32 protein-coding genes, 1 tRNA gene and 1 pseudogene are annotated in these 24,568 nt (G+C 34.5%); 8 read left to right on the forward strand and 26 right to left on the reverse strand.

Annotated features, from left to right (window positions below):
• Nucleotides 1-339: 339 nt before the first annotated feature.
• Nucleotides 340-714: a RidA family protein gene (locus CVT05_RS03490; protein WP_107697860.1), complete on the reverse strand. Its 375-nt coding sequence runs from the start codon at nucleotides 712-714 to the stop codon at nucleotides 340-342.
• Between the two features lie 96 nt (nucleotides 715-810).
• Here CVT05_RS03490 and CVT05_RS03495 point away from each other — a divergent pair, with 96 nt between their 5' ends.
• Nucleotides 811-1,284 (forward strand): cysteine permease, encoded by a 474-nt coding sequence (locus CVT05_RS03495; protein ID WP_107697861.1) that lies wholly within the window; start codon nucleotides 811-813, stop codon nucleotides 1,282-1,284.
• Nucleotides 1,285-1,316: 32 nt separating this feature from the next.
• Here CVT05_RS03495 and CVT05_RS03500 read toward each other — a convergent pair whose 3' ends face one another.
• The 3 genes from CVT05_RS03500 to CVT05_RS03510 all read right to left on the reverse strand — a co-directional run bounded on the left by CVT05_RS03500 (nucleotide 1,317) and on the right by CVT05_RS03510 (nucleotide 4,285).
• The gene (locus CVT05_RS03500; RefSeq protein WP_084109801.1) at nucleotides 1,317-1,877 is read right to left on the reverse strand and encodes a Fe-S-containing hydro-lyase; all 561 of its coding nucleotides are present in this window, start codon (nucleotides 1,875-1,877) and stop codon (nucleotides 1,317-1,319) included.
• Nucleotides 1,878-1,886: 9 nt separating this feature from the next.
• Complete coding sequence (locus tag CVT05_RS03505; protein ID WP_107697862.1) at nucleotides 1,887-2,732, reverse strand: fumarate hydratase; 846 nt, start codon at nucleotides 2,730-2,732, stop codon at nucleotides 1,887-1,889.
• A 242-nt stretch (nucleotides 2,733-2,974) separates the two neighbouring features.
• Nucleotides 2,975-4,285, reverse strand: a complete 1,311-nt coding sequence (locus CVT05_RS03510) for a hemolysin family protein (RefSeq protein ID WP_223154647.1) — start codon at nucleotides 4,283-4,285, stop codon at nucleotides 2,975-2,977.
• Nucleotides 4,286-4,486: 201 nt separating this feature from the next.
• Between CVT05_RS03510 and CVT05_RS03515 the strand changes: the two genes are divergently transcribed.
• Nucleotides 4,487-5,800 (forward strand): sodium-dependent transporter, encoded by a 1,314-nt coding sequence (locus CVT05_RS03515; protein ID WP_107697863.1) that lies wholly within the window; start codon nucleotides 4,487-4,489, stop codon nucleotides 5,798-5,800.
• A gap of 44 nt (nucleotides 5,801-5,844) precedes the next feature.
• Here the strand turns inward: CVT05_RS03515 and CVT05_RS03520 are convergent, their stop codons facing one another.
• Nucleotides 5,845-6,291 (reverse strand): DUF411 domain-containing protein, encoded by a 447-nt coding sequence (locus tag CVT05_RS03520; RefSeq protein WP_107697864.1) that lies wholly within the window; start codon nucleotides 6,289-6,291, stop codon nucleotides 5,845-5,847.
• A gap of 108 nt (nucleotides 6,292-6,399) precedes the next feature.
• On the opposite strand from CVT05_RS03520, the gene CVT05_RS03525 reads away from it, so the two are divergent.
• Entirely contained in the window at nucleotides 6,400-7,368 is a 969-nt protein-coding gene (locus tag CVT05_RS03525) for a putative transporter (protein ID WP_054197246.1), read from the forward strand.
• 126 nt (nucleotides 7,369-7,494) lie between these two features.
• Here CVT05_RS03525 and CVT05_RS03530 read toward each other — a convergent pair whose 3' ends face one another.
• The 17 genes from CVT05_RS03530 to CVT05_RS03615 all read right to left on the reverse strand — a co-directional run bounded on the left by CVT05_RS03530 (nucleotide 7,495) and on the right by CVT05_RS03615 (nucleotide 17,829).
• Nucleotides 7,495-7,833, reverse strand: a complete 339-nt coding sequence (locus CVT05_RS03530) for a M15 family metallopeptidase (protein ID WP_107697865.1) — start codon at nucleotides 7,831-7,833, stop codon at nucleotides 7,495-7,497.
• Between the two features lies 1 nt (nucleotide 7,834).
• Nucleotides 7,835-8,134 carry a hypothetical protein gene (locus tag CVT05_RS03535; protein WP_072594645.1) on the reverse strand — a complete coding sequence of 100 codons (300 nt, stop codon included), beginning with the start codon at nucleotides 8,132-8,134 and terminating at the stop codon, nucleotides 7,835-7,837.
• Nucleotides 8,109-8,366, reverse strand: a complete 258-nt coding sequence (locus tag CVT05_RS03540) for a hypothetical protein (RefSeq protein WP_107697866.1) — start codon at nucleotides 8,364-8,366, stop codon at nucleotides 8,109-8,111. The genes CVT05_RS03535 and CVT05_RS03540 overlap by 26 nt, the downstream gene beginning before the upstream one ends.
• Nucleotides 8,347-8,733, reverse strand: a complete 387-nt coding sequence (locus CVT05_RS03545) for a hypothetical protein (protein ID WP_107697867.1) — start codon at nucleotides 8,731-8,733, stop codon at nucleotides 8,347-8,349. Before CVT05_RS03545 ends, CVT05_RS03540 begins: the two co-directional genes overlap by 20 nt.
• Nucleotides 8,733-9,068, reverse strand: coding sequence for a hypothetical protein (locus CVT05_RS03550; protein ID WP_107697868.1), 336 nt, complete (start codon nucleotides 9,066-9,068; stop codon nucleotides 8,733-8,735). The genes CVT05_RS03545 and CVT05_RS03550 overlap by 1 nt, the downstream gene beginning before the upstream one ends.
• A 10-nt stretch (nucleotides 9,069-9,078) precedes the next feature.
• The gene (locus CVT05_RS03555; protein WP_107697869.1) at nucleotides 9,079-9,426 is read right to left on the reverse strand and encodes a hypothetical protein; all 348 of its coding nucleotides are present in this window, start codon (nucleotides 9,424-9,426) and stop codon (nucleotides 9,079-9,081) included.
• 417 nt (nucleotides 9,427-9,843) lie between these two features.
• Nucleotides 9,844-10,236 carry a hypothetical protein gene (locus CVT05_RS03560; RefSeq protein ID WP_103588408.1) on the reverse strand — a complete coding sequence of 131 codons (393 nt, stop codon included), beginning with the start codon at nucleotides 10,234-10,236 and terminating at the stop codon, nucleotides 9,844-9,846.
• Between the two features lie 53 nt (nucleotides 10,237-10,289).
• Complete coding sequence (locus tag CVT05_RS03565; protein ID WP_072594639.1) at nucleotides 10,290-10,649, reverse strand: hypothetical protein; 360 nt, start codon at nucleotides 10,647-10,649, stop codon at nucleotides 10,290-10,292.
• Nucleotides 10,612-11,421, reverse strand: coding sequence for a hypothetical protein (locus tag CVT05_RS03570; RefSeq protein ID WP_107697870.1), 810 nt, complete (start codon nucleotides 11,419-11,421; stop codon nucleotides 10,612-10,614). Before CVT05_RS03570 ends, CVT05_RS03565 begins: the two co-directional genes overlap by 38 nt.
• Nucleotides 11,421-11,618: a hypothetical protein gene (locus CVT05_RS03575; protein WP_107697871.1), complete on the reverse strand. Its 198-nt coding sequence runs from the start codon at nucleotides 11,616-11,618 to the stop codon at nucleotides 11,421-11,423. Before CVT05_RS03575 ends, CVT05_RS03570 begins: the two co-directional genes overlap by 1 nt.
• Nucleotides 11,608-12,372, reverse strand: coding sequence for a hypothetical protein (locus CVT05_RS03580; protein WP_072594636.1), 765 nt, complete (start codon nucleotides 12,370-12,372; stop codon nucleotides 11,608-11,610). Before CVT05_RS03580 ends, CVT05_RS03575 begins: the two co-directional genes overlap by 11 nt.
• Entirely contained in the window at nucleotides 12,372-13,568 is a 1,197-nt protein-coding gene (locus CVT05_RS03585; RefSeq protein WP_107697872.1) for a hypothetical protein, read from the reverse strand. The genes CVT05_RS03580 and CVT05_RS03585 overlap by 1 nt, the downstream gene beginning before the upstream one ends.
• Before the next feature lie 18 nt (nucleotides 13,569-13,586).
• Nucleotides 13,587-14,423, reverse strand: a complete 837-nt coding sequence (locus CVT05_RS03590) for a hypothetical protein (protein WP_107697873.1) — start codon at nucleotides 14,421-14,423, stop codon at nucleotides 13,587-13,589.
• 14 nt (nucleotides 14,424-14,437) lie between these two features.
• Complete coding sequence (locus tag CVT05_RS03595; protein ID WP_072594633.1) at nucleotides 14,438-14,737, reverse strand: hypothetical protein; 300 nt, start codon at nucleotides 14,735-14,737, stop codon at nucleotides 14,438-14,440.
• Nucleotides 14,725-16,155 carry a hypothetical protein gene (locus tag CVT05_RS03600; RefSeq protein WP_107697874.1) on the reverse strand — a complete coding sequence of 477 codons (1,431 nt, stop codon included), beginning with the start codon at nucleotides 16,153-16,155 and terminating at the stop codon, nucleotides 14,725-14,727. The genes CVT05_RS03595 and CVT05_RS03600 overlap by 13 nt, the downstream gene beginning before the upstream one ends.
• Before the next feature lie 86 nt (nucleotides 16,156-16,241).
• A complete protein-coding gene (locus CVT05_RS03605) occupies nucleotides 16,242-16,697 on the reverse strand; it encodes a hypothetical protein (protein ID WP_072594631.1) in 456 nt (151 codons plus the stop codon).
• 175 nt (nucleotides 16,698-16,872) lie between these two features.
• Nucleotides 16,873-17,829 (reverse strand): transposase, encoded by a 957-nt coding sequence (locus CVT05_RS03615; protein WP_107697875.1) that lies wholly within the window; start codon nucleotides 17,827-17,829, stop codon nucleotides 16,873-16,875.
• 386 nt (nucleotides 17,830-18,215) lie between these two features.
• Here CVT05_RS03615 and CVT05_RS03620 point away from each other — a divergent pair, with 386 nt between their 5' ends.
• The 3 genes from CVT05_RS03620 to CVT05_RS03630 all read left to right on the forward strand — a co-directional run bounded on the left by CVT05_RS03620 (nucleotide 18,216) and on the right by CVT05_RS03630 (nucleotide 19,625).
• Nucleotides 18,216-19,019 carry a M48 family metallopeptidase gene (locus CVT05_RS03620; RefSeq protein WP_087577988.1) on the forward strand — a complete coding sequence of 268 codons (804 nt, stop codon included), beginning with the start codon at nucleotides 18,216-18,218 and terminating at the stop codon, nucleotides 19,017-19,019.
• 169 nt (nucleotides 19,020-19,188) lie between these two features.
• Nucleotides 19,189-19,494 (forward strand): GNAT family N-acetyltransferase, encoded by a 306-nt coding sequence (locus tag CVT05_RS09460; RefSeq protein WP_265094345.1) that lies wholly within the window; start codon nucleotides 19,189-19,191, stop codon nucleotides 19,492-19,494.
• 43 nt (nucleotides 19,495-19,537) lie between these two features.
• A tRNA-Ser gene (locus CVT05_RS03630) sits at nucleotides 19,538-19,625 on the forward strand.
• A 177-nt stretch (nucleotides 19,626-19,802) separates the two neighbouring features.
• On the opposite strand, the gene CVT05_RS09465 is transcribed toward CVT05_RS03630, so the two are convergent.
• Complete coding sequence (locus CVT05_RS09465) at nucleotides 19,803-20,063, reverse strand: hypothetical protein (RefSeq protein WP_234400538.1); 261 nt, start codon at nucleotides 20,061-20,063, stop codon at nucleotides 19,803-19,805.
• A 25-nt stretch (nucleotides 20,064-20,088) separates the two neighbouring features.
• On the opposite strand from CVT05_RS09465, the gene CVT05_RS09255 reads away from it, so the two are divergent.
• Nucleotides 20,089-20,247: a hypothetical protein gene (locus CVT05_RS09255; protein ID WP_159071214.1), complete on the forward strand. Its 159-nt coding sequence runs from the start codon at nucleotides 20,089-20,091 to the stop codon at nucleotides 20,245-20,247.
• Complete coding sequence (locus CVT05_RS03640; protein WP_107697876.1) at nucleotides 20,247-20,459, forward strand: molybdopterin biosynthesis protein MoeB; 213 nt, start codon at nucleotides 20,247-20,249, stop codon at nucleotides 20,457-20,459. The genes CVT05_RS09255 and CVT05_RS03640 overlap by 1 nt, the downstream gene beginning before the upstream one ends.
• A gap of 7 nt (nucleotides 20,460-20,466) precedes the next feature.
• On the opposite strand, the gene CVT05_RS03645 is transcribed toward CVT05_RS03640, so the two are convergent.
• The 3 genes and pseudogenes from CVT05_RS03645 to CVT05_RS03655 form a co-directional block, all read right to left on the reverse strand.
• The gene (locus tag CVT05_RS03645) at nucleotides 20,467-21,000 is read right to left on the reverse strand and encodes a chemotaxis protein (RefSeq protein ID WP_107697877.1); all 534 of its coding nucleotides are present in this window, start codon (nucleotides 20,998-21,000) and stop codon (nucleotides 20,467-20,469) included.
• 88 nt (nucleotides 21,001-21,088) lie between these two features.
• Nucleotides 21,089-23,203 carry a TonB-dependent siderophore receptor gene (locus CVT05_RS03650; RefSeq protein ID WP_107697878.1) on the reverse strand — a complete coding sequence of 705 codons (2,115 nt, stop codon included), beginning with the start codon at nucleotides 23,201-23,203 and terminating at the stop codon, nucleotides 21,089-21,091.
• Nucleotides 23,184-24,239: pseudogene (locus CVT05_RS03655) on the reverse strand (PepSY-associated TM helix domain-containing protein); the annotation flags it as partial. The gene CVT05_RS03650 and the pseudogene CVT05_RS03655, both read right to left, overlap by 20 nt.
• Nucleotides 24,240-24,568: the final 329 nt, after the last annotated feature.

The following is a 24,568-nucleotide window of genomic DNA, read 5'->3' on the forward strand; positions in this document are numbered from 1 at the left end:
AATAGACTGGCTCAATCGATCACTTGTTTAGATTTCAAAGATTGACTAATAGTTTAACAATTGTAAGTTAAAAGAACAACGATAAAAAGAAAAGGCTTTATTAACCAATGAAGTTAAAGGTGGTTTCTCGTTTCGTGAGCTGGAATTATATATGAGCAATACTTAAAGATAGTTGAAATAATTAGGGAATTTGAGAAAAAATTGTTGGCGATTAAAAATTTTAAGTTATGTATTTTTATTATAGGTTTATAGGGTTTAGTTTTTGAAATATAAATTTGGAGAGTTTTTGCTCTCCATCATATTAAACATTAAATTATATGAACTTTTACACAATCTCTATTAATAAGCCGCGATAAGCTCTATTTCCACAAGTGCGTCTTTTGGCAAGGTCTTAACAGCTACTGTACTTCTAGCAGGATAAGGCTCTTTAAAAAATTTAGCATACACAGTATTTACTTTAACAAAATCCGCCATATCTGCTAGAAATATTGTAGTCTTTACAGCATTATCAAAAGTAAGTCCTACTTCAGTCAAGATATTTTTTAAATTTTCAAGTGATTGCTCAGCTTGGGCCTCTACGCTACTATCTGCAAACTCACCCGCTGGTGTGACACCAAGCTGACCTGAGATAAATAAAAATCCATTTGCGCTAATAGCTTGAGAATATGGCCCGATCGCTTGTGGAGCATTTTTTGTTGAGATTTGTTTTTTCATATTTTCTCCTTTTGAAATTTCGTAAAATCCTACTATAAATTTTCTAAATTTTTAGTCTCCAAAAGCTATAATGGGCAAAATTTCAAAAGGATGAAGATGCAAAATATACTCGCACCAAATGAGTTTTTAGATGATTATGTACTCGGTGCTGAGTTGGCTAAAAAAGCTGGCATCTCATCAAATGCTTATCTTTTTTGGAAAAATGTCATAAGTGCTAAATTTGAAAACTCAAGAATAGTTTTTCTTAGAAAAAATAGCATTCCAGTCAAATTTCAAAACATTATAAAAACCTGCACACCTTTAAATGGACTTATTCCAACGGGTGTATTTTGCTCTTTTACCTCACTTGCTCCATCTCATCTTGTAGCAAAAAATAGTTCTAAGATCTACGAGTTCTTTAAATTTCATGAGATTTGCGGTATCAAATTTATAGACTTGAAGAAATTTTATGATGATTTTAATCTTAGCTATTCTTATAGAATTTACATTGAAAAGTGTAAATTTTTCTCACCTGCTCCATTTGAAAAACGCATAAAATTAACTGAAACGATGTGTCTTGGATATTATTAAAGTCCGCTAGCTAGCTTGCTAGCGGGATAAATTTAGATCTTTTTGTAAGGTGCTTGGCCAACTTCATAGAAGTTATTACCTTCGCAGTCAATAGCAACTATCGCTGGAAAGTCCTCAACTGTAAGCCTAGCCACTGCCTCTGGTCCTAGTTCTGGGTAAGCTAGCACTTCATATTTTTTGATACTTTGGCTAATGAGAGCTCCGATGCCGCCGATAGCAACCATATAAACACAGCATGATTTTTTCATAGCCTCGACTACTGCGTCACTCCTGTAGCCTTTACCAATCATACCATTTATACCAACTTCATTTATCATAGTTGGGGTGTATTTATCCATTCTGCCGCTTGTTGTTGGGCCTGCTGCACCGATAGCTTGATTTGGCTTGGCTGGAGTTGGTCCAACATAGTAGATAGTCTCACCCTTTAGTTCAACTGGTAGTTTTTCGCCACGTGCCAATGTTTCAGTAAGTGCCTTATGTGCAGCGTCACGAGCTGCTATGATAGTGCCTGATATTAGGACATTGTCACCTGCCTTTAGGCTCTTTACCACCTCTTTATCAAATGGTGCTGTTATTCTTTTTACTTCTGACATTTTCTCTCCTTAAAGCTCAGCGTCTGCGTGGCGTGCAGCATGGCAGTTAATGTTTATAGCAACAGGAAGACCTGCTATGTGAGTTGGATACCACTCGACATTTACTTTTACGGCGGTAGTATCACCACCAAGCCCTTGAGGACCAACACCAGTTTTACAAGCAAGCTCTAGTAACTCGTCTTCTAATTTGGCATATCTTGGATCAGAATTTTTACTATCAACTGAACGAACTGCCGCTTCTTTTGCTAAAAGTGCTGCCTTATCCATCGTACCACCTATGCCAACGCCTATTGTTAGCGGAGGACAGGCGTTTGGTCCAGCGTATTTTACAGCCTCTAAAAAGACTTTTTTTACACCCTCTATACCATCAGCTGGCACAAGCATTTTTAAAACTGACTTATTCTCACTACCAAAACCTTTTGGAGCTACTTTTATCTTTAGCTTATCTCCTGGTACGATCCTAGTGTGAATGACAGCTGGAGTGTTGTTTGTGGTATTCTTTCTCTCAAAAAGTGGCTCAGCAACGACTGACTTTCTTAGATAACCTTCAATGTAGCCTTCCGCAATGCCCTCGTTTATCGCATCTTCAATATATCCACCCTCGATATGCACATCTTGGCCGATCTGCACAAAAACAACCGTCATACCGGTATCTTGGCATATAGGCGCAACACCCTCTTCCGCAAGCTTAGCATTTTGTAAAATTTTGCCCAAAATATCTTTGCCTAGTGACGAGCTTTCGCTACTTTGAGCCTTTGTAAAAGCAGCCTTTAAATCTGGCGTCACAACATAACAGGCCTGTTTGCAAAGCTTGGCAACAACTTCTCTTATATCTTTTGTATTTATTATTCTCATCTTTACTCCTCGTAAAAAACAATTTTTAATTATATTAACTATATTTAAAATTTAAGATTAAATTTTACTGCTGGATATCTACTCGAAAAAATTTATATGAGTTTATTTTGCATGACTACAACTAGAAGACTTGTCTAAAACAAATTTAATAAAATAAGCGATGGCGAAAATTGAGTCTAGAGCATCACAATATTGATAGAAATTTACATAACATGGCTTATTTAAGCCATAAATATATAAATTTAAGACTGAATGCTCTCCTCTTCATTTTTTATCTTTTTTCTAACTTTTACACGTGAGATACTGGCTCCATCCATCTTTCTTACTTCGTAGTAGCAGTTTTCATCCTCGATCTTATCACCTACAACTGGCAAGCGACCAATTAGATTGAATACATATCCACCGATCGTTACTTGATCTGTTTCTTCGTCAAAGCTTATACCAAGAACCTCTTCAACGCTCTCTAGATCGTATCTGCCTTGAAATTCATAAATATTGTCATTTATCTTTTTGTAGTGCTGATCGACTTCATCATGCTCGTCATTAAAATCACCAAGCACCTCTTCCATTATATCTTCCATCGTAAGAAGTCCGGCTGTGCCGCCATACTCATCAACTACGAGTGCAGCCGAAATTTGCTCTTTATTCATCATTACAAGCACTTTTGAAATAGAAAGGCTCTCAGGCACGATGACAAATTTACGAACAATTGAATCAAAACTCTTCTCTTTATCTTTACTAAAGTGGAGCTGCAAAATATCTCTAATGTGTATCATGCCCAAAATAATATCTTTTGAGCCGTCTATATAAGGAAAGCGAGTGTATTTTGATTCAAATACGACTTGCAAATTCTCTTCAAAGCTCTTTTGTTTATTTATGCAGATCATATCGCGCCTTGGCGTCATGATCTCTTTTGCAACTGTGTCACTAAAATCGACTGCATTTTTAATGATCTCAGTCTCAAAGCTATCAAGCACGCCGCCCTTTAAGCTCTCACCAACGATGATTTTTATCTCTTCTTCAGAGTGCGCTAGCTCATTTTCTTTAGCTGGCTGGATACCTAAAATTTTAAGTCCAATGGTCGCTAAAATATCAAAAAGCTTAATTACAGGCGAAAATAACACCCAGAAAAAGTGAAGTGGACGAGCGATTTTTAACACTGAAGTCTCGGCCTTTGCGATAGCAACTGACTTTGGCACAAGCTCACCCATTACAACGTGAAGTAGCGTAATAAGCGTAAATGCGATCGCAAAACCAACCGTATGAACTAAGATATCGCTAAAGTTGAAGAAATTTTTAAGTGGGGCTTCTATAAGTCTTGCAACTGCTGGCTCACCGATCCAACCAAGAGCAAGTGAGCTTAGTGTGATGCCAAGCTGAGTGGCACTAAGATAAGTATCAAGCTTGTTTGACATCTCAAAAGCAAGCTGAGCGTTTGGCTTTTTCTCTTTGATAAGCTCTTCAAGTCTAGACTTACGAACTTTAACAAGAGAAAATTCTGATAAAACAAAAAAGGCATTTAGTAAAATGAATACAATGGCAAGTATTACCATTAAAAGCGAATTATCGCTACTGGGGTTCAATTATGATCCTTAAGAGTTAAAAATTTTTGCCTGATTATAGCGAATTTATATTTAGCGGTCAAATTAGCCACGCCCAAAAGTAACAACATTTCTTAAATTTAAGATTTATAAAAACTTCTTAAATCATATTTTGATAACATTATTTTCATCACTAAATTTATGGATTTTACAATGAGCAAAAAGAATTTTTCATCGCGTTGGGCATTTATATTGGCCTGTGTTGGATCAGCAGTTGGCATGGCAAATGTCTGGGGCTTTCCTTACAAACTTGGCACAAATGGCGGTGCAGCGTTTTTACTCATCTATGTTTTTTTCATAACTCTTTTTTCATATGTTGGTCTGAGTGCGGAGTATGCGATCGGTAGACGTGCAAAAACTGGTACGCTTGGATCATATAAATATGCTTGGCAAAGTAGAAATTTAGGTGTATTTGGCAGTATTATTGGCTGGCTTCCGCTTGCTGGCTCACTTTGCATAGCCATCGGCTACGCAGTCATCATCGCCTACGTACTAAAAGCCCTTACTCAGGCGCTTACTGGCTCATTTATGAGCGTTGATACGAACGTTTGGTTTAACTCATTTGCACTTCAAGATTACTCAGTCTTGCCTTATCATTTTATCATCGTTGTTGGCACGCTTCTTACGCTATTTTTTGGAGCAAAAAGTATCGAAAAAACAAATCAAATAATGATGCCACTGTTTTTTGTATTATTTAGCATTTTGGCTATAAATGTCGCGATGCTACCAAATGCATTTGATGGATATAAATTCCTTTTTATCCCTGACTTTAGTAAGCTTGCAGACCCGATGGTATGGGTTTCTGCGATGGGTCAAGCCTTTTTCTCGCTCTCTATCACAGGATCTGGCATGATAGTTTATGGAGCTTACCTTTCAAAAGATGAAGATATCGTTGAAAGTGCTAAAACTACAGCCTTTTTTGATACTATCGCAGCTCTTGTGGCGGCTCTTGTTATGATCCCAGCGGTCTTTGCCTATGCTATGGATCCAGCCGAAGGTCCAAAGCTACTTTTCGTAACGCTTCCTAAAATTTTACAAAATATGATCGGCGGACAAATTTTTGCCATTATTTTATTTACAGCTGTTATCTTTGGTGGTATCACTTCACTTCAAAATATGTTTGAAGTAGTCGCCGAGTCACTAATGCATAAATTCCCACTCCTTAGTAGATTTTGGACGCTCACGCTACTTTGTGCAGTTTGCTTTGGCATAGGAGCATTTATGGAGCCTATTAGCAGTTGGGGGCCTTGGATGGACTTTGTGTCGATCTATATCATTCCAATCGGTGCGGTAATCGGTGCTATTTCTTGGTTCTGGATTATTAAAAAAGATGAAATTTTAGACGAGATAAATTCTGGAGCAAATAGATCTTATGGTAATTTCTGGTATTTTGTAGGCAAATTTATCTACGTCCCGCTAACATTTTTACTTTGTATTATTGCTGTAAGCAAGGGAATTTCTTTTTAAATTTAGCTCGTCAAAAAATGAGCTAAATTTAAAAATTTTTGAAGTTATCTTAGTTTTTTTGTGCCGATGTAAGTAGCAAAAATTTCTTGCGAGCCATCTTTTTTAAATAAAATAACATCGTATTGCTCAGCTTTACTGCCTTGCTCCATACCTTGGCTCTCCATCGGCATGCCAGGTACTGCGATACCAACTACATCTTTTGGCTTAAGCTCTAGTAGGCGCTTTACCTCATAGGCTGGAACATGACCTTCTATGATGTATCCATCAATGATTGCTGTATGGCAGCTTGAAAGCTCTAGCGGCACATTAAATTCTTTCTTAACTTTAGCTATATCATCTACTTTTATAACCTCTTCGCTAAATCCGGCCTTCTGCATCGCCTCACCCCAACTAGTACAACATCCACAAGTTGGGCTTTTATAGACCTTCATATCAGCCGCGAACGCAAATGTTGCAAAAAAGCCAAGGGCCAAAAATGCTAATTTCTTCATCATTTTCCTTTACGTAAAATTTGCAAAATGATATAGCTCGCATTTAAATTTTATATAAATGCTTAATATTGCTTGCTATAATTCGCCAAAATTTACAAAAGGCACTTTATGTTTTCATCATTTTTTAAAGATAAAAAATGGGCACTCTGGGCTTATGGCGGAGCGATATTTATCATCTTGCTTCTTGTTTATCAAACACACCTAAATGTCCGTATAAACGAGTGGTATAAAAATTTCTACGACATCGTGCAAAACTCAAAAGATCATGATGTAAGTGAGTTTTGGCGAGAAATTTTTAACTTTATAAAAATCGCTATGCCTTACGTCGTGACTTACACTGTGATCTCGTTTTTTGCTAGCCACTGGGTCTTTCGCTGGAGAGAGGCGATGACATTTAGATATCTAAAATTTTGGCAAAACTGTAAAAGTGATATCGAAGGTAGTTCGCAGCGTATCCAAGAAGACGTCTACCGCTTTGCCAAAATAATGGAAAGCCTTGGCGTGCAAGTTTTAAGGGCGATCATGACGCTAATTGCCTTTATACCAGTGCTTTGGGAGCTAAGCAAGAGCGTGAGTTTGCCTTACATCAAAGATATCGAAGGCTCGCTTGTTTATATTGCTTTAATAATTAGCATCGGTGGCTTAATTATTTCGTGGTTTGTGGGCATTAAACTCCCGCATATCGAGTATAACAACCAAAAAGCAGAAGCAGCGTTTAGAAAAGAGCTAGTTTATGGCGAGGACGATAAGTCTAAATTTTGCCAGCCAAACGTCATGTTAGAGCTTTTTACGGGCGTAAAGTTAAATTATTACAAACTATTTTTGCACTATGGCTACTTTAACCTTTGGCTCATCTCTTTTTCACAAATTCTTGTCATCGTGCCTTATATCATCATGGGAAATGGCCTATTTAGCGGCGTTATAACGCTTGGTGTGCTTATACAAGCTAGCAACGCTTTTTCTCAAGTTAGAGAGAGTTTTAGCGTATTTATCGACAACTGGACGACGATAACAGAGTTAAGATCCGTAAATAAACGTTTGAGAGAGTTTGAGAGAAATATAAACTATAAGGCATAGGCGTAAATTTATATACCAAATAAACTCTAGTAAATTTTAAAATTTCATGAGCGAGTAATTTCGGCTCTAAAATTTGAGCTAAGCGATAAGCGAAGCCAAGATTTTAAGATAGAAGTCAAGAGATTTTTAACAATTTCTTTCAAAGTGTGGAACATCAAGAAAGTTTTTAAAATTACCGCCCCAACGATTAAGAGTATTTAAGCTCTCCCAATAATTGCCAATATCTTGTAATTCTAGCTTTGATTGTAACCAAACGTTATTTTTAAATATATGTAAATCTATCGCACATCTTTTTAGATGATTAGAATTCATAGTTTTACTTTTACCACTATTATAATAAATTTCTTGCTGGGCTTGTGTCCTTTCTAATTCGCCACCCCTTACAGAGTATCCATTAGAATGAAGATAAGCTAAAAGTTTTTCAACGTCTTTCATAAAAGCTTCTTGATGTTCGCCAAGTGTCATTTTAATCCCTTTCTATCCTTTTATCTAAGGCTTTGTCAATTTTTGAATATATCCAGTCAGTGCCACGCCAAGTTACAAAACCAGCAAGAGCAACCGAAACCCTAATATTGTTTAGAAAGAAAAAAAATATTTCATAACTAATCCAGCATAAAAACATAGAACTTAAAAAACTAAGCAAATAAGATAAAATTTTATATTTGATTTTAGAAAAATCTTTAGTTTCAAGATTTAAAATTGATGCTATAAATCCAACAAAAAGAACTAAAATTAAATAATTATCGTCCTTGTTTAAATTGTCCATTTACACAGCCTTTTAATAAATCTTCTACTCTTATGCAATAAATAATTAAATCTTTTAAACTTTCTGGATTTAATGGATCAAAAACAGGTTTATCTGGAATTGTTACGTCGCATTTTATAGGCATATAAGCTTCTTGAATAGCACCTTGTGAAGATTTTGCAGAGCAACCAACAAATAAAACAAGATAAGATAGCAAGAAAAAGAAAAATAGCTTATTTGGAATAGTTACCATTGCTAAACTCTAAAAGTAAAGTATCGTAAAATTTTAGCTTACTTAAGCAGTCATCCGTTTTAGGTGTTTCGATAGTGCTAAAACGTTTTTGTAATTTTTGATTTAAAATATTATTTTCTTTAGATATTTTTTCGCTATCTATTTTTAATTGCTTAATTTTTAAATTTTGATTATCAATAATTAAAAAAGCGTTTTTAGTATATTCTTTTTCAGTTGCTAGATGAGCTTTTAAAGTGCTAACTTTTGCATCATAGTTTCTTACTTCACCTTTTAAAAAAGATATATAAAGAAGCAAAATAGAATAAGCAAATATATGTATTAACAGCCCCCTACCAAATAGGGAGCTTAAATTTAATATTGAAAACACTACTTTACTTTTCTAGCACTAATAACGTAAATTTCATCAAACTTAACGCCGTTAAATTTTTTACCAGCTAAAGCGGTTTTGATCTGGTCTTCATCAATACTAGGCTTAGTATAAAAACTGAAAGTGGTTTTATTGCCAGCCGTATTTTTACCAGTAATAGTATATTCAATAACGCTTGCTTCGCTTGAATTACCTTGCTCACTAGCACGAGAAAGTATTACGTAAGTTCCTTCAAGAGCATTATCACAAAATGCTTTAGCTTCAGCACCACCGCACGGCAAAGCAAAGCCATAAGTTCTATTATTTATTGTATTTTTAACTAAACATTTAGACATCTCTTACTCCTTAAAGTCTATCAAATTTCAAAGTTACATAATCGCATTTAACAGCAGTATCATAATTTGCATCTAATTTGCCAGTAAAATCAGAAAGAAAATTTTGAAACATATAACTTTGTTTAACGTGCGGGATAGTTACCATAGTAGAAATTCTACCAGTCGTAGTTTTAGCACCAACGATCACATTTTTACGATTAAGTGGATCAGGTGTTGAAGCTAAAGCAGTACCACCATCGCCAAAGACTGAATAACTTTCAACTTTGCCAGCTAAAAGCGGAAGTAAAGCATCTTCATCACTACCACTAGAAAAAGTAAGACTTTTTGCATAAAGTCCATCTATTGTTTGTCTTAACATTTTTTTATCCTTTCTTTTGTCATTCGACTTTTTTAAATTTGCTTGTTTTTGTTAAAACGTTTTAAACAAGAGAATATTAAGCAAAAAAGAGAAAGTTAAATAATTAAGGTTATATTAAGGACGCTTCAGCACGCTCAAAACGCTTTCGCGTTTTTCGTCCGCGTAGTGTTTGCGTGGCGATAGCTAGCAAAAAGACATAATTATAAGTTTTAAGATATTCGAGCAATCGCAGAAACTATCGCCACAACGCAAACAAAAAACAACTAAAGAAGATAAAAGATCGAGAAAGAAAATAAGATAATAAAAAAGAATAAACTAAAAGGGAAGAAAAGAAAACACGGCACACACCGCAGAGCGGTGGGGTGCCGTGTTTGAGAGGGGGGACAACATCTATTAAAAAGAACACATAAAAAAGATTTAAAATTTGATCAAAGAACAAGGGATACGTGAAACTTTATTGTAGCGAATAGTTTTAAGTAAGTTTTTATTTGATCCATAAAATTTAACTTCCAAAGAGCCTTTAGAGTGTAAAAACGCTTTTAACTCATCATAATTACAAAATTTATAATTTAAAACGTTTTCAGCTTCAGCCAATTTTTTATCATCATAAAGAGAATAATCGACATAACAAATAGACCCCTTAAGATAAGAACGACCAGAAGCCATAACAACATAAGGATAATTTTTACAAATAAATTCAGATGCTTCAACATCTGACATATTAATAAAAGACTCTTTTAAATTATCAAAATAACTATATCCGAAAGAAATATTAAAAAACAAACAAAAAGCAACAATCTTTCTAAGCATAAGCAACTCCTTTTTATATAAAGAAATAATTATAAAGACAAATTATTAAATTCTTACTTATCCATAAAAAGCGAACAAGAAACACCCTTTACAGCAAGTCCGCCTACTTCTAAATGTGTTTTAATTAAAGCAGATATTTCAGCTTCGTTTTTAGTCTTTTTTACATTATGAATTAAAATTTGCTTGCACATACGATTTTTATTAGATACAAAAGCTTTAAACTGCTTATTGTAATTGAAGTCGTCAGACGGAAAATTAGTTTTTTGAGTTTCGAACTCGACTTTATAAATATACTTAATCTCAGCAGTAGAAACAGCATCTAAAAAAGCAATTAGATCGGAAACACTTTTAGCTTCAAGTGTTGAAGTGATAACCCTATTGCCTTGCTGTTGTGTAATTTTGTAGATAGGCATAATACTCCTTTTTTGAAAATCGATAAACTGATAAATAGCGATGTTGTAATTTAAAATTAGTTACATCGCTGTAAAATTGAGAATAAAAAGAAGAGAGAGAATTTTCAAATACATTAATAAAATCAGAAAATTCATAAACAAAAGATTTATTAACAAAACTAGAAAAAATAGAAAAAAGATTAAAAGCTTCAGTATGAATACCAGTATAGTCACAATCCAAAAGACCAAGACGAAGATCACTTCTAAAAAAGGGGCTAGAAGATGAATAACAAGAAAAATCAGAAAAGGAGAGACGGCTGGTATATTTTACATAATTAAAAGATGCAGGAATACAAAAATAAAAGTAATCAGATCGATCACTAAAAGAAAAGAATAAATTACTATCAAAATAAGAAGAAATTTCGGAAGAGCTGGGCAAATCCGTAATATTAATCTTACCAGATGGAGTTAAAAAATCAGTGCCTACCCTATATTCATAATCGTCAGCATCATCGCTATTATAATGCATATGTAAAGGGGCATTAGCCTTTTTAATGCTAGAATTAGTATAAGCAGAAAAATAAAAGCCAAGACCAAAAAGAGAAGAAATACGCTTATCACGAATACAACTATTACCAGAAAAACCGCAATCAAAAAGCGCATCTTTCTTATCATATTTTTCATCAATACTAGCATTTAAATTTTCAGTATTAGAACGAAAAAATAATACTCTCTCAATATAAAAAGTAAAATCTTTTTTCTTATTACAGCAACCACACAGCAAAGAAACCATTATTCTTTACCTACAAGATCACGGCAAAGAATTTTTAAAAGACGATTTGTTTCATCCAAAGATGCCAAACCGCTTTTATCATCTTTTTTATCTTTTAAATTGTCAATTAATATTTTTTCAATACGAGCAAGACAAGCACCAATACTATCAAATTTCTTCATTTCTTCTTCAAAAGCCTTTTCACAATCAAGAGCCATGCTTTTTATCCTTTCCATTAAAATAGCCTAGTCCATTCATCATAGTAATAAACATCTCACTAAGACCCAAAACATTACCAGCATCATCAGTAACAAACATAAAATCAGCAACGTGATTTAAAGCGTCAATATCAATCTTATCACTTCCAGTTATACGTCTAAGAATTTCTTTATCTTGCGGAGTAAAGCGAGAGCTAAAAAGCTTAAAAAGTAGTGTTTGATTTATATTATCAACCTTTGCTTTTGCATAGTTAAATTCTTGATTTTTAGTTTCTAAAATATGCTGGCGTTGATTAATAACGGTATTGACATTTTGGAGTGCTGAACTATTAGAATTATTAGTATTTATAATTTGATTACCACACTCCACAAAAACTTTGGCAACACCAATACGATCAGAAAAATTGCCAGTTAAAAAACCAAGCATTCTATTAAGTTTAACGCCTTTTATATTACTAAGCTTATTTTTGGCATATCTACCTAAAGGGGATAGTAAAGCTACAACACCAGCATAAACAATACTCATAATTTTATTTACAACACTTTCTTGAAGTTGAATATACTTTACTAAAGCCGCGCTAAACATAATAGTGACACCACTATTTATTGCATCTTTTAAAATGCCGTCATCCATACCACTATTTTTTAATTTAGACAAAACTTGATCATAAGCAACACTATAGGTTAAGTCTTCAAACATTTCATCAATGCCAAGCTTTAAAATTCTTCCAGCTTCAGAACGTTTATCAGCCATTATTTTAAATCCTTAAGTAAAGTTTTACTAGGTAATTCAGTATCAAACAAATCTTTAAAATTTGGGATAGGTATATCAAATAAATTTAAAGCATCGCTATCTAATTCAAAACTATTTTCATCAGTTAAAACACGAGCCTGAACAGCTTGACGAGATAAAGCAATATCACGTGGCGAAGCGTTAGCAATAGTATTGCCGTCGAGATCCTTTACAGCAATCGAGGTCTTATCAAAATCAGCTTTTTCTTTATAAATTTCAAGCGTTTTAGTTGAATTATCACTAAGTATTTTTTGGTTTTCAGCATAAGAAGCTGGGAAAGAAATTTCAACTGGCTTATTAATAGCTAAAGAAGCGTTTAAATTATTATCGACAGCAACGCTGGCTTTGAGTTTAACACCAGCCAAACCATCTTTCATAGCTTGCGAATACTCTTTTGAATTAACAACAAGCTTTTCTAAATTTTGATTATATACTTTTTGATTTTCGCCAATAGTTGAGATATATTTAGAAATTTCACTATTAATTTTTTCTTGAGATTTTAACACTTCTTTAAAATCTACACCAGTAGAAACAGCGGAATTAGTGCCAGTATTTGACGAAGCATTATCATATATACGATCGCCAGTATAAGGATTATAAAGCGTTTTAGTAGTAGGATCAACCCAATATCCAGTTTTTCTATCAAATGTAACACGCCCTTGAATTTCTGGAGATTGATTATATAAGTTATCTTTTTTAGCGCTAGCTTGTTTATCAAAAGCATTATTTTTCACAGCTCCTAAAACAGCTAAATTTAAAGACATAAGCTTTAATATATGATTTTGCTGATCTAAAACACCAAGTAAAGTTAAGGGGACACTACTAGACTTATCGTTATCAGATGGCTTAGGTAAATTATCTTCTTTAGGTTTTTCTTTTTCTTTTTGTGCATCTATTGCTTTAGCTTCACGTTGTTTAGCATAATATTCACTAAGCTCTTTTATATTTTTATCAACATCGACACTTTCTTTTTTATTAAAAAAACTATTATAAACATTTTTTAATCCCCAAATACCAAGAGCAGTTATATCAGTAACGGGGTTATCTTTTAAATCAAAATTAGCACCAGCACCAATAGCACCAGCAACCCCACCAGCTTTTAAAGCACTATTAACTTGACTAACTTTACTAATAGCTTGAGTAATACCAGAATACATTATTAAAAATCCCTTTCTTTATAAATAAATAGGTGGCTCATTACTTTCGGATTTAGCTTGCTTTTCAACAGCTTCATTGCGTAATCTTGAAAATAAACTAAATAAATCTTCTTCACCAGAATATTCAAAAATTTGTTTAACAACATCAGATAAATCAAGAGAATTAACAGCAGAACTCTTAAAAATATAAGCATATAAAGCAATCACATATTTATAAAATGTTTTATCAAACTTAAATGGTCTAACTAATCCAGCTGGAACAAAAATTCGGCGAACGCTAAAAACACCGAGTTTTACTAATTCATAATCAAGGCAAAAAACATCATAAAAAAGAATAAATTTATTAAGACCAAGTTGTAATAAAGAGCAACCTAAAACATAAAAAGGCAAGCTAAAATCTTTAATTTGAACGATTTGACCTTTAGAAAAAGCTCCTAAAGTAATATCACTTTGTATAGTTGAAAATGGCAAATCAAGAAGAGCAGAAGAAAAAATATTAGCTAGATTAAAATCAGAAGAGAGAAGCTTATGCCCCTTTGGTATATCTTTCTTTTCAATTTCAACGTAAAGACCAGAGATAGCAAAACGTATATCAGAAACATCTAAAGGATTTAAAATACAATCACAAATAAAAAATTCATCATCGCCACCATAAACCAAAAAATCAAACAATTTAACGAAAATTTGATTAGAATAAATGTCTTTAAGATATATCGGATCACTAGCATTACAACGATGAATAGTTTTAATATCATCTAAAGAATAATTACAAGGCTGATACTGACTAAGACTATTTATTAAAGAACCACTATCACTTAAAGAGAAAGCACCTAAATTTTTAATAATATTTAACATTTTATAACCCTTTTTTAAAATAAATCTAATCTAGGCTGTTTAACAGCAAAAATATATTTACGACCATTTCGCAAAGAATAACCTTTGCTATCTAATAGCTTTTTCAAATTTGTTTGAATAAAAAGAATATTTAATTCATCAAGAGCCGAGTAAAAAGCCTTTCTACTACCAATAACAATATCAGCCCAAATAAAACCAAGCTTTTTGGCGTAAAGCCTTTTAACGATAGGACATTTAATATCAATACAAATAACATCCTTGCCACTATCTAATAATTCACACACCAAAAGACCATAAGCATTTAATTTTTGCATTGAAACCCCTTTAAAGCATTCGTTATAGGATGAATATAATCATCATTTCTTATTTTGCTAATGGCAACAAAAAAATCATTTAAAGAAGCGTTAAAAACATCAAAAAGGGGATTATCTATATTTAAATTCTGACTTTTTATAGTTTTTTCATTTTTTAAAAAATTGCCGGCAAGCTTTGATAAGCCGTATTCGTGAAGAGTTAAACCATCATTTTCAAGATCTTTAAGTGTTTCAGTAAAAACATATAAAAAATTTTCACCACTAACACCCAAATTAGTATAAACAGCACTTACAAAGGCTTTTAAAGCCATTTTTGCTTTTTTAATATCCTTTGACTGAATAAGATCGTGCATAGTAAGAGCTTTAAATTTATCATCGCCCCAAGGCAAGAGCATATCCCAAAATTTAAGCCTATTATCATCAAAATCGCATCTTTGATAAATTTTTCTTGCACTATCACTTTGAATAGTGCCAGCAGTTAAACGATTAATTTCATCATCAGTTAGATCATACCATTTACAAATACTAAGCCCTTGCGACCAAAAAGCTCCCAAATGATTAAAAATATAAGCATTTTCATCACTTTCATTAATAGGGATTAATCTTTTTATTGAAGATCGTCCGAACTCCGCTTCGTGTCTAAATACAAACATATCAACAGCAGGATTAAAGCCATTTATTTCCCATTTTGTGAAAATTAAAGTTGAAATATTTTTGCTTTGAACTTGTTTTATCTTGTCATAAACCCTAAACATGTGTGGATTTTTTCCAAAGCTTACACCTTCAAAGCGAGTAAAACGCATAAAATTATTGACATTAATTTCAGTTATATCATTAAAAACTGGTGAATTTTCATCAATTATTAAATCATCGTCATCTTTTTTATATTGATCTGAATAGTTAGAAACTCTTTTTAAACTTCTAAATTGTAAAAAATCTTGTGGAGTATATTTTATGCCAGTTACATCAGTTGCAAGATCGAGCCTTAAAACACTTATTTTAAAATGCTCTTTAAATATATCACTTAAAAATTTTTTTACAAGCTCATAGGCTCTAACGTGTCCATATTTAAGTAAAAATATGCTTCTAAATTGAATTTTTAAATGATATAGCCCTTTTGGCTTAAATTTAGTATCTGAAATGGTACAAAATATATCATCGTTTGAAAAATATCCAAAATATTGACCTAAGCCTTTACTTGATACTTTAAAATTTCCGTAATCAAAGCCCAAATCATCCAAAATATACTTTTCGCCAAATGTACGTAAATTTTGTGCTTGTTGTTTTAGCGTAGCGATCTTGCGAATAAAGCTTGAAAAAGTTGTATTAAAAAATTTTTCATCAATACAATTTACGCCGATAACTAAAGTATCGATGCCTTGATGAAGTATTTTAAATCTATCGTCTTTATATATCATTTTTTTAAACCTTTAATAAAACCCAGCTTGTCCCGCCTAACCTTGCTGATAGTCTAGGCACGGGGCTAAGGTTTAGCCCCTATTTTTCAAGCATTCGAGCCATTTTTAAGTGCTTCAAGTTTTAGCATTGCCGTGACAAAACTATCAATCGCAGGGACAAATTTATTAAAAACAATAACTGGAGTTGAATTATAAGCGTCCTTATAAATCCTATATTCGATCTTACCACTAGCGATATAAACTTCGTCATCTTTTAGATCAAGGTATTGCTCTTGCGTTATCCTTGTGGTATGCTCACCACCGCTATTTAAAGCGACAAAAGTCAGAACATAGCTATCATCCCACTTTTCAAACTCTCCAAGCTCATTTACAATGGGGTTGTTATCTTTATCTAGCTTTTGCTTACCATCGATCTTTTTAGTCTTTAAGACTTTAATCTTTTGCTCGAAACAATCTAAATTTTGGTTGAGAGATTGATAAATTTCTCTATAAAGATTTTCGCTTGTACTGTCCATTAATGGAGCTGTTGCATTTTTTGCCATTGTTTTATCCTTTTTGAAAAAATTTGATTTTTTATTAAATATCTATTACTAATAATTTGAGAAAGATAAGCTTTGCTAATCTTTAAATGATCGCATATATCAGCCCTTGTTAAAGAATTTTTAGATGATAGGATTTCAAGAACTGAAAAGATTAGCTTATAATGGATTTTTCTCATTAAATAGCCTTTATTTCTGGATTAAATGGGAATAAGCTTTTTAAATAACGAACTATCGCACACATAACAGCAACAATAGCAGTCATCTTCTTTTTGCCGTTAGCTAATAAACGCTCATAACGTGCCTTAAATTTAGCGTTAAAACGAATGGCACATAATGCAGTCATAAATAGAATACGCCTTATATTAGAATTGCCCATTTTGTTTATCTTTTGGCTTTTATGAACACTTGAACCACTTTGAAAAATTCTAGGACTAAGACCAATAAAACTTATAAATTGTTTTTCAGATTTATCCCTATTAAAATGCAGTTGTGGAAATAAATTTAAAGCGAGATCAATGCCAAAGCCTTTGTTTTCTTTAATGATCTCTTCGGTTTCTGGAATAGCTTTTTTAACAAGGTCAAAAGCCAGTTTTTGAAGCATAGCTTGAAGTTTTGCAATCTCTTTTATAAGATTTGCGATAACATTATCAATTACTTTATTATTTAAAGTTTTTTGAGAACTTTTAAAATTTTTAAGTTGAGTATTTATTTTTTGGAGCAAATTTAAGGTTGAATTGTAACTTTTTATCTCTAAATACTCGGCATTATACTTATCAGGTGCAATCTCACTTTTAAAAGTCCTAGCATAAACAGCCAAGCCATAACTATCGCTTGTATCAGTTTTTATAGTGCTAAGATGCTTTAAAAATAAAGATGATTTATAGGGGTTTGTAACACAATATCTAATACTTAAATCAGATAAAGCCTTTTGAAGTGCTAAATGATAATTTGAAGTTGCTTCAAAAACAACTAAAATTTCATCATTTTTAAAACTATCAAAATAAACTTTGATAAGCTCATAGTTATTAGGCAATGTTTCAAATTTAGCTTTCTCACTCATAATAGAAGTTAAAAAACAAACGTCGATTTTATCTTTAGAAACATCAACACCACAAAAAAACGCTTTTTTCATTTTTGATACTCCTGAATAAAATTTAGGTTATGTTTCTTTCTTGTATTCAGTGTCAAGCACTAAGATTTTTAATCGAAACACTAACCCATAAGCCCTAAATCTTGGCTACAGCGTGGAAAATCGCTTATTTTAGTAACAGGGGCTTATGGAAATTTTATAAAATCAAAAGAGAAAAACGAAACGAAATAAGGTAAATTCTCTTTGATTTTATGGAAGTATCATACAAATTTTAGTAGTTAATTATTAGGGGTGAATGAAAGTTTAAAATTTGCAAAATAGCAAATTACTATTTTTGATATCACAAAAATTAAATTTCTCTCATCGTTTAACAATGCATATCTAACTCAGGCTATAATACGCAGAATTTTAGTCCAAAAAGGATAAAAATGAAAAAATTTCTACTTACATTGTTAGCAACTAGTTTGCTCTTCACTGGCTGCTCAAGCGTTACAAAAGCAGGCGTTGTTGGTGCTGATCGTAAGCAGTTTATGCTAGTCTCATCAGAAGCTATGGAGCAAAGCTCAGCCCAAGCCTACGTCAAGACGCTAACAGCTGCTAGGAGTAAAGGCGAGCTAAATGTTGATCCGATCCTTACAAAAAGAGTTCAAGATATCGCTAAAAGGCTAATCGCCCAAACTGGTGTTTTTAGAGATGACGCTCTAAAATGGAAGTGGCAAGTGAATGTCATTAATGAAGATACGCTAAATGCTTGGTGCATGCCAGGGGGCAGGATAGTCGTTTATAGCGGCATCATAAAAAGGCTAAATTTAACAGATGCACAGCTAGCTGCGGTCATGGGTCACGAGATCGCACACGCTCTTAGAGAGCACAGCAGGGAGCAAGCAAGTGCTGATCAGATGAAAAGCATAGGTATCTTTGCAATAGCCACAGCTACTGGCCTTGGCGATCTTGGAGCTAATGCTCTAAATTTAGCTAGCGAATACACCATATCTCTGCCCTTTTCTCGCTCACATGAAACTGAAGCTGATCACATCGGCACTGAGCTAATGGCAAGAGCCGGATACGATCCAAAAGAAGCGGTCGAAGTCTGGGTAAAAATGAGCAAGATGAGTGGCGGAAAGGTGCCTGAAATTTTAAGCACACACCCATCAAACGAGAGTAGGATAAAAGATCTAAAAGAGATCGCAGCAAAGCTTGAGCCAGTCTACCAAGCTGCTAAAAGAGGCTAGGCTTGATCGAATAAATTTGAGCGATCCTAAGATTGCTCAAATTTATAATTAGTGTATTTTAGAAAAATTACGACTGCTAATATGCAGCCAGTCGGCACAAAGAGCAAGAGCCTTGGTTTAAAGCTCACAACAACTCTCGCTTAATCTTTGTCTATAAAAAAATGGTGAAATTTTAGGTTACTGCTCACTAAGTGACTTTAATCCTAAAATCGCTTACGATATAAGCGTAGAGATAAGCATCTATGTCGCTAAAAAGGCTCTTAAATGGGGCATCGGCAAACAGCTTTTAGCCCACAGCCTAAATGAAGCTAGAGAGCTAAATTTAAAAAACATCATCGCACTAATCTTTAACAAAAACAAAGCAAGCCTTGGGCTGTTTTTGAAATTTGGCTTTGAAAAATGGGGAGAACTGACTGGCGTTTGCCTGATGGATGGCGAGTATAAAGATATCGTTATCTTGGGGCTAAAGCTCTAAAAGCCAAGCATTAAGCAAATAAAGATATAATTCCACTTTTTATGGGTAGATGTCCGAGCGGTTTAAGGAGCACGCCTGGAACGCGTGTGTGGGGCAACTCACCGAGAGTTCGAATCTCTCTCTGCCCGCCATAAAACTATCTACAACCTAAAGCTTCTTGACCTTTATTTTTATTGCTTAAAACATTGGCACTAAGCAAAAGACTACTTTTTTAAAACTTACTAAAATCTTGCCAATTATCTTTTACTTTTGTCATAGTTAGGCATATAACTAGCATCAAATTTGCTCCATTCTAGAAGAAATTTTAACTATAAAATTCTATTTGCCTTATCGACAGCTACGAACGCCCAGTGCATAAATTCTTGCCTTGGTTTGTATTTGCCGCTGTTAAAATACTCCGCTAGCCGCGCCTCCTCCGTTTCGCTTAGCTCGCCGCCAAGCCCCCAGCGCGTCTTTTGTATGAGCTCCTGCGCGCTCGCTGGTATAGGGCTTAGGCTTAGCGGCGATGATGGCAAGATAAGGGGCAAATTTAAACTAAATGAGCCAAAGCTAAGCGTTGTTAAGCTCATAGAGCTTCCATTTATCGAAGCGGTTTTGGGCGAGAATTTTAAAGAACTAGCAAAAGATGAGATGATAAATTTAGATGGGGCTTTAAAGCCTATACTCTGGGATCACAAGGCAACTTTACTTGTGCGAAAAGACAAAAATGGCAAGTTTAGAAATTTAAACATAAAAGAGCTTCGGGAATTTTGATGATGCAAAATTTCAATGAGAAAAATGAGTTTAAATACAGCAAATTTAACTACGAAAAAACTCATCAAATAGCCCAAAACTGCGCTAAATTTAAGCTAGATAGCGACGAAGAGGAGACGAGCTGCGGCGGCGAGACGAGCTGCTACGACTGCGCGTTTAGGCGCTGGAGTAAAGATAGCTTCATCTGCATGGCGCAAGCTAGCAAAGGCTAAGCTAGCTCTATGCGACCATTTTTTTATCTTTAAGTTTTCCGCCACGTTTATACTTTAGTTCGCCACAAAATCTCTTGCCAAATTTCGCCTCGATGATGAGAACTAGCACGAAAAATATCTTTTCGTCGTTTAAAGAAGCGATTTGGCGCAGGGTTTGATCTGCGCCGCTAAATTTGACGCCGTTTTTGCGTAAAGTCTCGCAAAAAATAGCCTCGTCAAAGCCCAACATTTGCGAAATTTCAGTTATGCTGTATGGCTCTAGTGAGGCGATGATTCGGTCCATATTGCAAATGCTTGGATTTTTACTGCGTGTTAGCACATCCATTGTTTCATTCATTAGCTTTACTAGCTTTTTTCTGCGATTTATAACATGAAGTGTTGCGGCAAGCAATATTAAAAAACCTGCGATTTTATGGGCATTTAGTAAGTACTCATTATATTCGCCAAGTGCAAAATTTACACCAGAGAATGCGAGCATACAAAGCCCTAAAATAAGAACTAAAACAAGACAGAATTTATAAATAACCTCTACTTTAAACATGACACTCATCCTAAAATATATTTTTCTAATTATACACTTTAGGAGTTGAAATTTATCACCAGCTTATTTAGCTGGTGATTTAATTAGATTAAAAATTGTAGTTAAAGCTGAGATTAAAGGTGCGTGGATCGCCATAAACCATCATGTTTTTGCCGATGCCTTCGTAGTATTTTTTGTTAAAGAGATTATCGATATTTAGCTGTACATCAAAGTTTTTAGCAAATTTATATCCAAACATCAAATTAGCTAAAGTGTAGCCTTTTTGTGTGATTTCATCTGCGCCTTCGCCAGTGTAAATTTTACTCTTATACATAGCTCCAGCCCCTACCCTAAAGTCTCTGATCTCATACTTTGCAAATAAATTTGCCGTGCTTCTTGATGAGTCAGTAGCGTATTTCTCGCCATTAGCATCTTTTGCGTTAAAGTGCGTTGCACCAAAGCTTAGGCTTAAGTTTTTAGTAATATCGCCGTTTATATCTAGCTCGACACCCTTGCTTGTCACGCCTTTGCCAGCTTCAAATATGTCGGCATTTGTCGCTGGATTTTTCCTGCCAGTGTTTATGCCAAGCTTGTCTTGTACGATCTTAAAGACACCAAGACTTGCTTGAAGCGCCCCGTCAAGATACTCGCCTTTGATGCCCACTTCATAGTCCTTGCCTTGGATAGGATCAAGATATTTGTCATTTGCATCTTTTGCGGTTTGAGGTTTAAATATGCTCGTGTAGCTAGCATATAGAGTGTGGTTTGCTCCGATGTCGTAAGTTACGCCAAGATATGGTGTGATCTCATTTGTGAAATTTCTATTGTCTTTGCCGCCCTCGATCTCGTATTTGTAGTAGCTCACTCTGGCACCTAGTAGGAATTTAAGCTCATCGGTGATTGATAGTTTATTTGCCGCATAAAATGCCTTTTGTATCGTTTTGTCTTTGTTGTTTTGATCTTCGTAAGGAAACTTTGGATCATCAAGGTGTAAATTTTTAAAATCAATCCTGCTTCTAGCTGTATAAGCAAGCCCAGCTGGTGTGTTCTTTTGCAGCCAGTAGCTACTTACCCTATCGCTACTTTTTTTATAGTTGTTATACATAGCGCCAAAGACAAACTCATGAGATAAATTTGCTAGCTCGTAAGGGATATTTGCGTATGCATCTACGTTGTGGATATTCTCCTCTCTTTTGTTTGCATAGACGCTAAGACCACTCATATTGCCAGTACCGTCTAAATTTACCGCTCCGCCGTAGTAGAGTAGATTTGAGTCAGTGTTTGCCCGTCTAAATGAGTAACTTAAATTTAAGCTCGCTTCATTTTCAAAGTAGTGCCTAAAATCAGCATAAAAATCAAGTGTTTTTATATCCCACCTCGTCCAAGGCTGAGAGAAAATTTCATTTTTACTAAAATTTGTCCTAGAACCATCTGCGTAAAAAGCTGGCATGCCGCCCCATCTAACCCCGTGGCGTCTTAGCTCTTGATAAAACGCACCAAGACTAAGCCATGAGCTATCACCTATGTCGCTATCTACGACGCCATAAATTGCGCTATTTTTTCGGTTGTAATAATCCATATAAGAGTGCGACTTCTCATGCGTAAAAGATAGCCTCGCTCTGACGCTTCCGCTCTCATTTACAGGCGTTTGCACATCACCATTTACGCCGTATCTATCGTATGAGCCAGCACTTACACCAAAATTCCCTTTTAGCTCCTTTGAGTCTGCCCTTTTTCTTATGAAATTTAAGCTTGCAGCTGGGTTGCCAGCACCTGCAAGCAGGCCATTTGCCCCTTTTACCACCTCAACTCTTTCATAAGGTAGCAAGCTCATATCATTTGCGCCAAGACTAAAGCCACCAAAGCTAGGCATTGAATCAAGCAAGTAATAATCTATCGCAAAGCCACGAGCCGTCGGATATACGCGCTCGTCCCATTTGTTTAGCGTGACGCCAGGTACATTTCTAAGAAGCACCTGATAGTCTTTGATGCCTTGATCTTTTAGTCTAGCCTCTGTTAGCACTGTTAGCGACTGGGGCGTTTGACGAGAGGTTAAATTTAGCCTAGTTGTGCTTTTTACAAGCTCTTTTGCAAAGTAGTTTGCGTCGTCTCTTCGCTCGCTTTCCACGACATCTACCGCTTCTAAAACCTTCTCATTTTCACTAGCATAAATTTGAGGCAACGCCAAATTTAAAGCAACTAAGCTAAATAAAATTTTTTTCATTTTTTCTCCTTTTAAATTTTCTAAACCACAGATAAAGCCCTGAGATGCTCAAAACTAACGGCGAGATGCCCACTATGAACCAGATAAATTTTGTAGTTTGGTTGTAGTTTCCAAAGTGCGATCTTCTAAAGGTCGAGAGGATTTTCTCGCTTAAATTTGCATTTTTTATGTCTAGGACACTAACTAGCTTACCGCTATCTTTGTCGTAGGTGATCACGCTTGAGTATTCGTTATGCACTAAACTTTGCCATATCACGTAGCCAAAGATGCGGATGTTTGCCCCTTGCATGAAAGGTAGCGAGATGAAGTGTGGCTCGAAACCTTTGATCTCTTTTTTCGAGCTGGCCACCATCTCATCAAGGGATAAACTTTTGTTATAAATTTTTGTGTCTATTACGAAGTCATTTTTAAACTCTGGCGTGCGTGCCATCTGAAATTCCCACCAAGCCCCACTTATGCAAATGAGTAGTAAAATAGGCGTAGAAAAAATTCCTATCATTTTATGAATGTCGCTCATAAAAATATTTAGCCTATTTACACGAAGCCTAAGTAGTGTCAGCCAAAATTTTCTATAAATCACGAAACCACTTATGCAGATAAAAAATGTAAAAATAGCGGTTAAAGTAAGGATAACGTGACCGCTCTTTCCTAGAAATAGCGACTCATGAAGCTCGGTTAAAACTCCAAAAAATCCCTCATCATGTGCGAGGGGCTCGCTCTTTATCTTACCGCTAAAAGCGTCAAAATAGATAAATTTCCACTCTTTTTGACTATCATTGTGCTCGATTAACCAAATTTTGTCGCATTTTTTAAGGTTTGCATCGATGTTGATGCCGACCATCTCATAGCCGCCAAGCTCGCTTGCGATGATCTCTCTTAGCTCATCAAAGCTGATCCTTTTGCTTAAATTTTCTTTGTTTAAATTTACATTTACGACATTTGGAGCAAGAAGACTGTTTAGCTCATCTTTATAAACGAGGATCGCACCACTAAAACAAACTACTGCAAGTGGAATGAAAAATAAAAGAGATAAATAAGCGTGAACTTTATAAAAATTTTTTTGATTTAGAAATTTAACTTTGTTTTAAAGCCTTTTGATGGTAGGTTTTGATAATGGATCGCAATCTTACACAAAATTTACTTTGATAATATTTAAAACTATTATCAATTATGATTTCAAAAAAGAAAAATTTTTATAGAATGTAAATTGAAAAAAAATAAATAGATTTGATTTTTAAAAGAATAAACAACTCCTCTTTGTGTATACGAAAAGCCAGAAAAGGGGGAAGCAAAGACTTATCAGTTACAAAAAGGAGGGTCCATTTAGGACGATGAAATAGTATTATTTAAGCATAAATTTTAATA

It is taken from the genome of Campylobacter concisus, from assembly GCF_003049705.1.
Classification (GTDB): domain Bacteria; phylum Campylobacterota; class Campylobacteria; order Campylobacterales; family Campylobacteraceae; genus Campylobacter_A; species Campylobacter_A concisus_AR.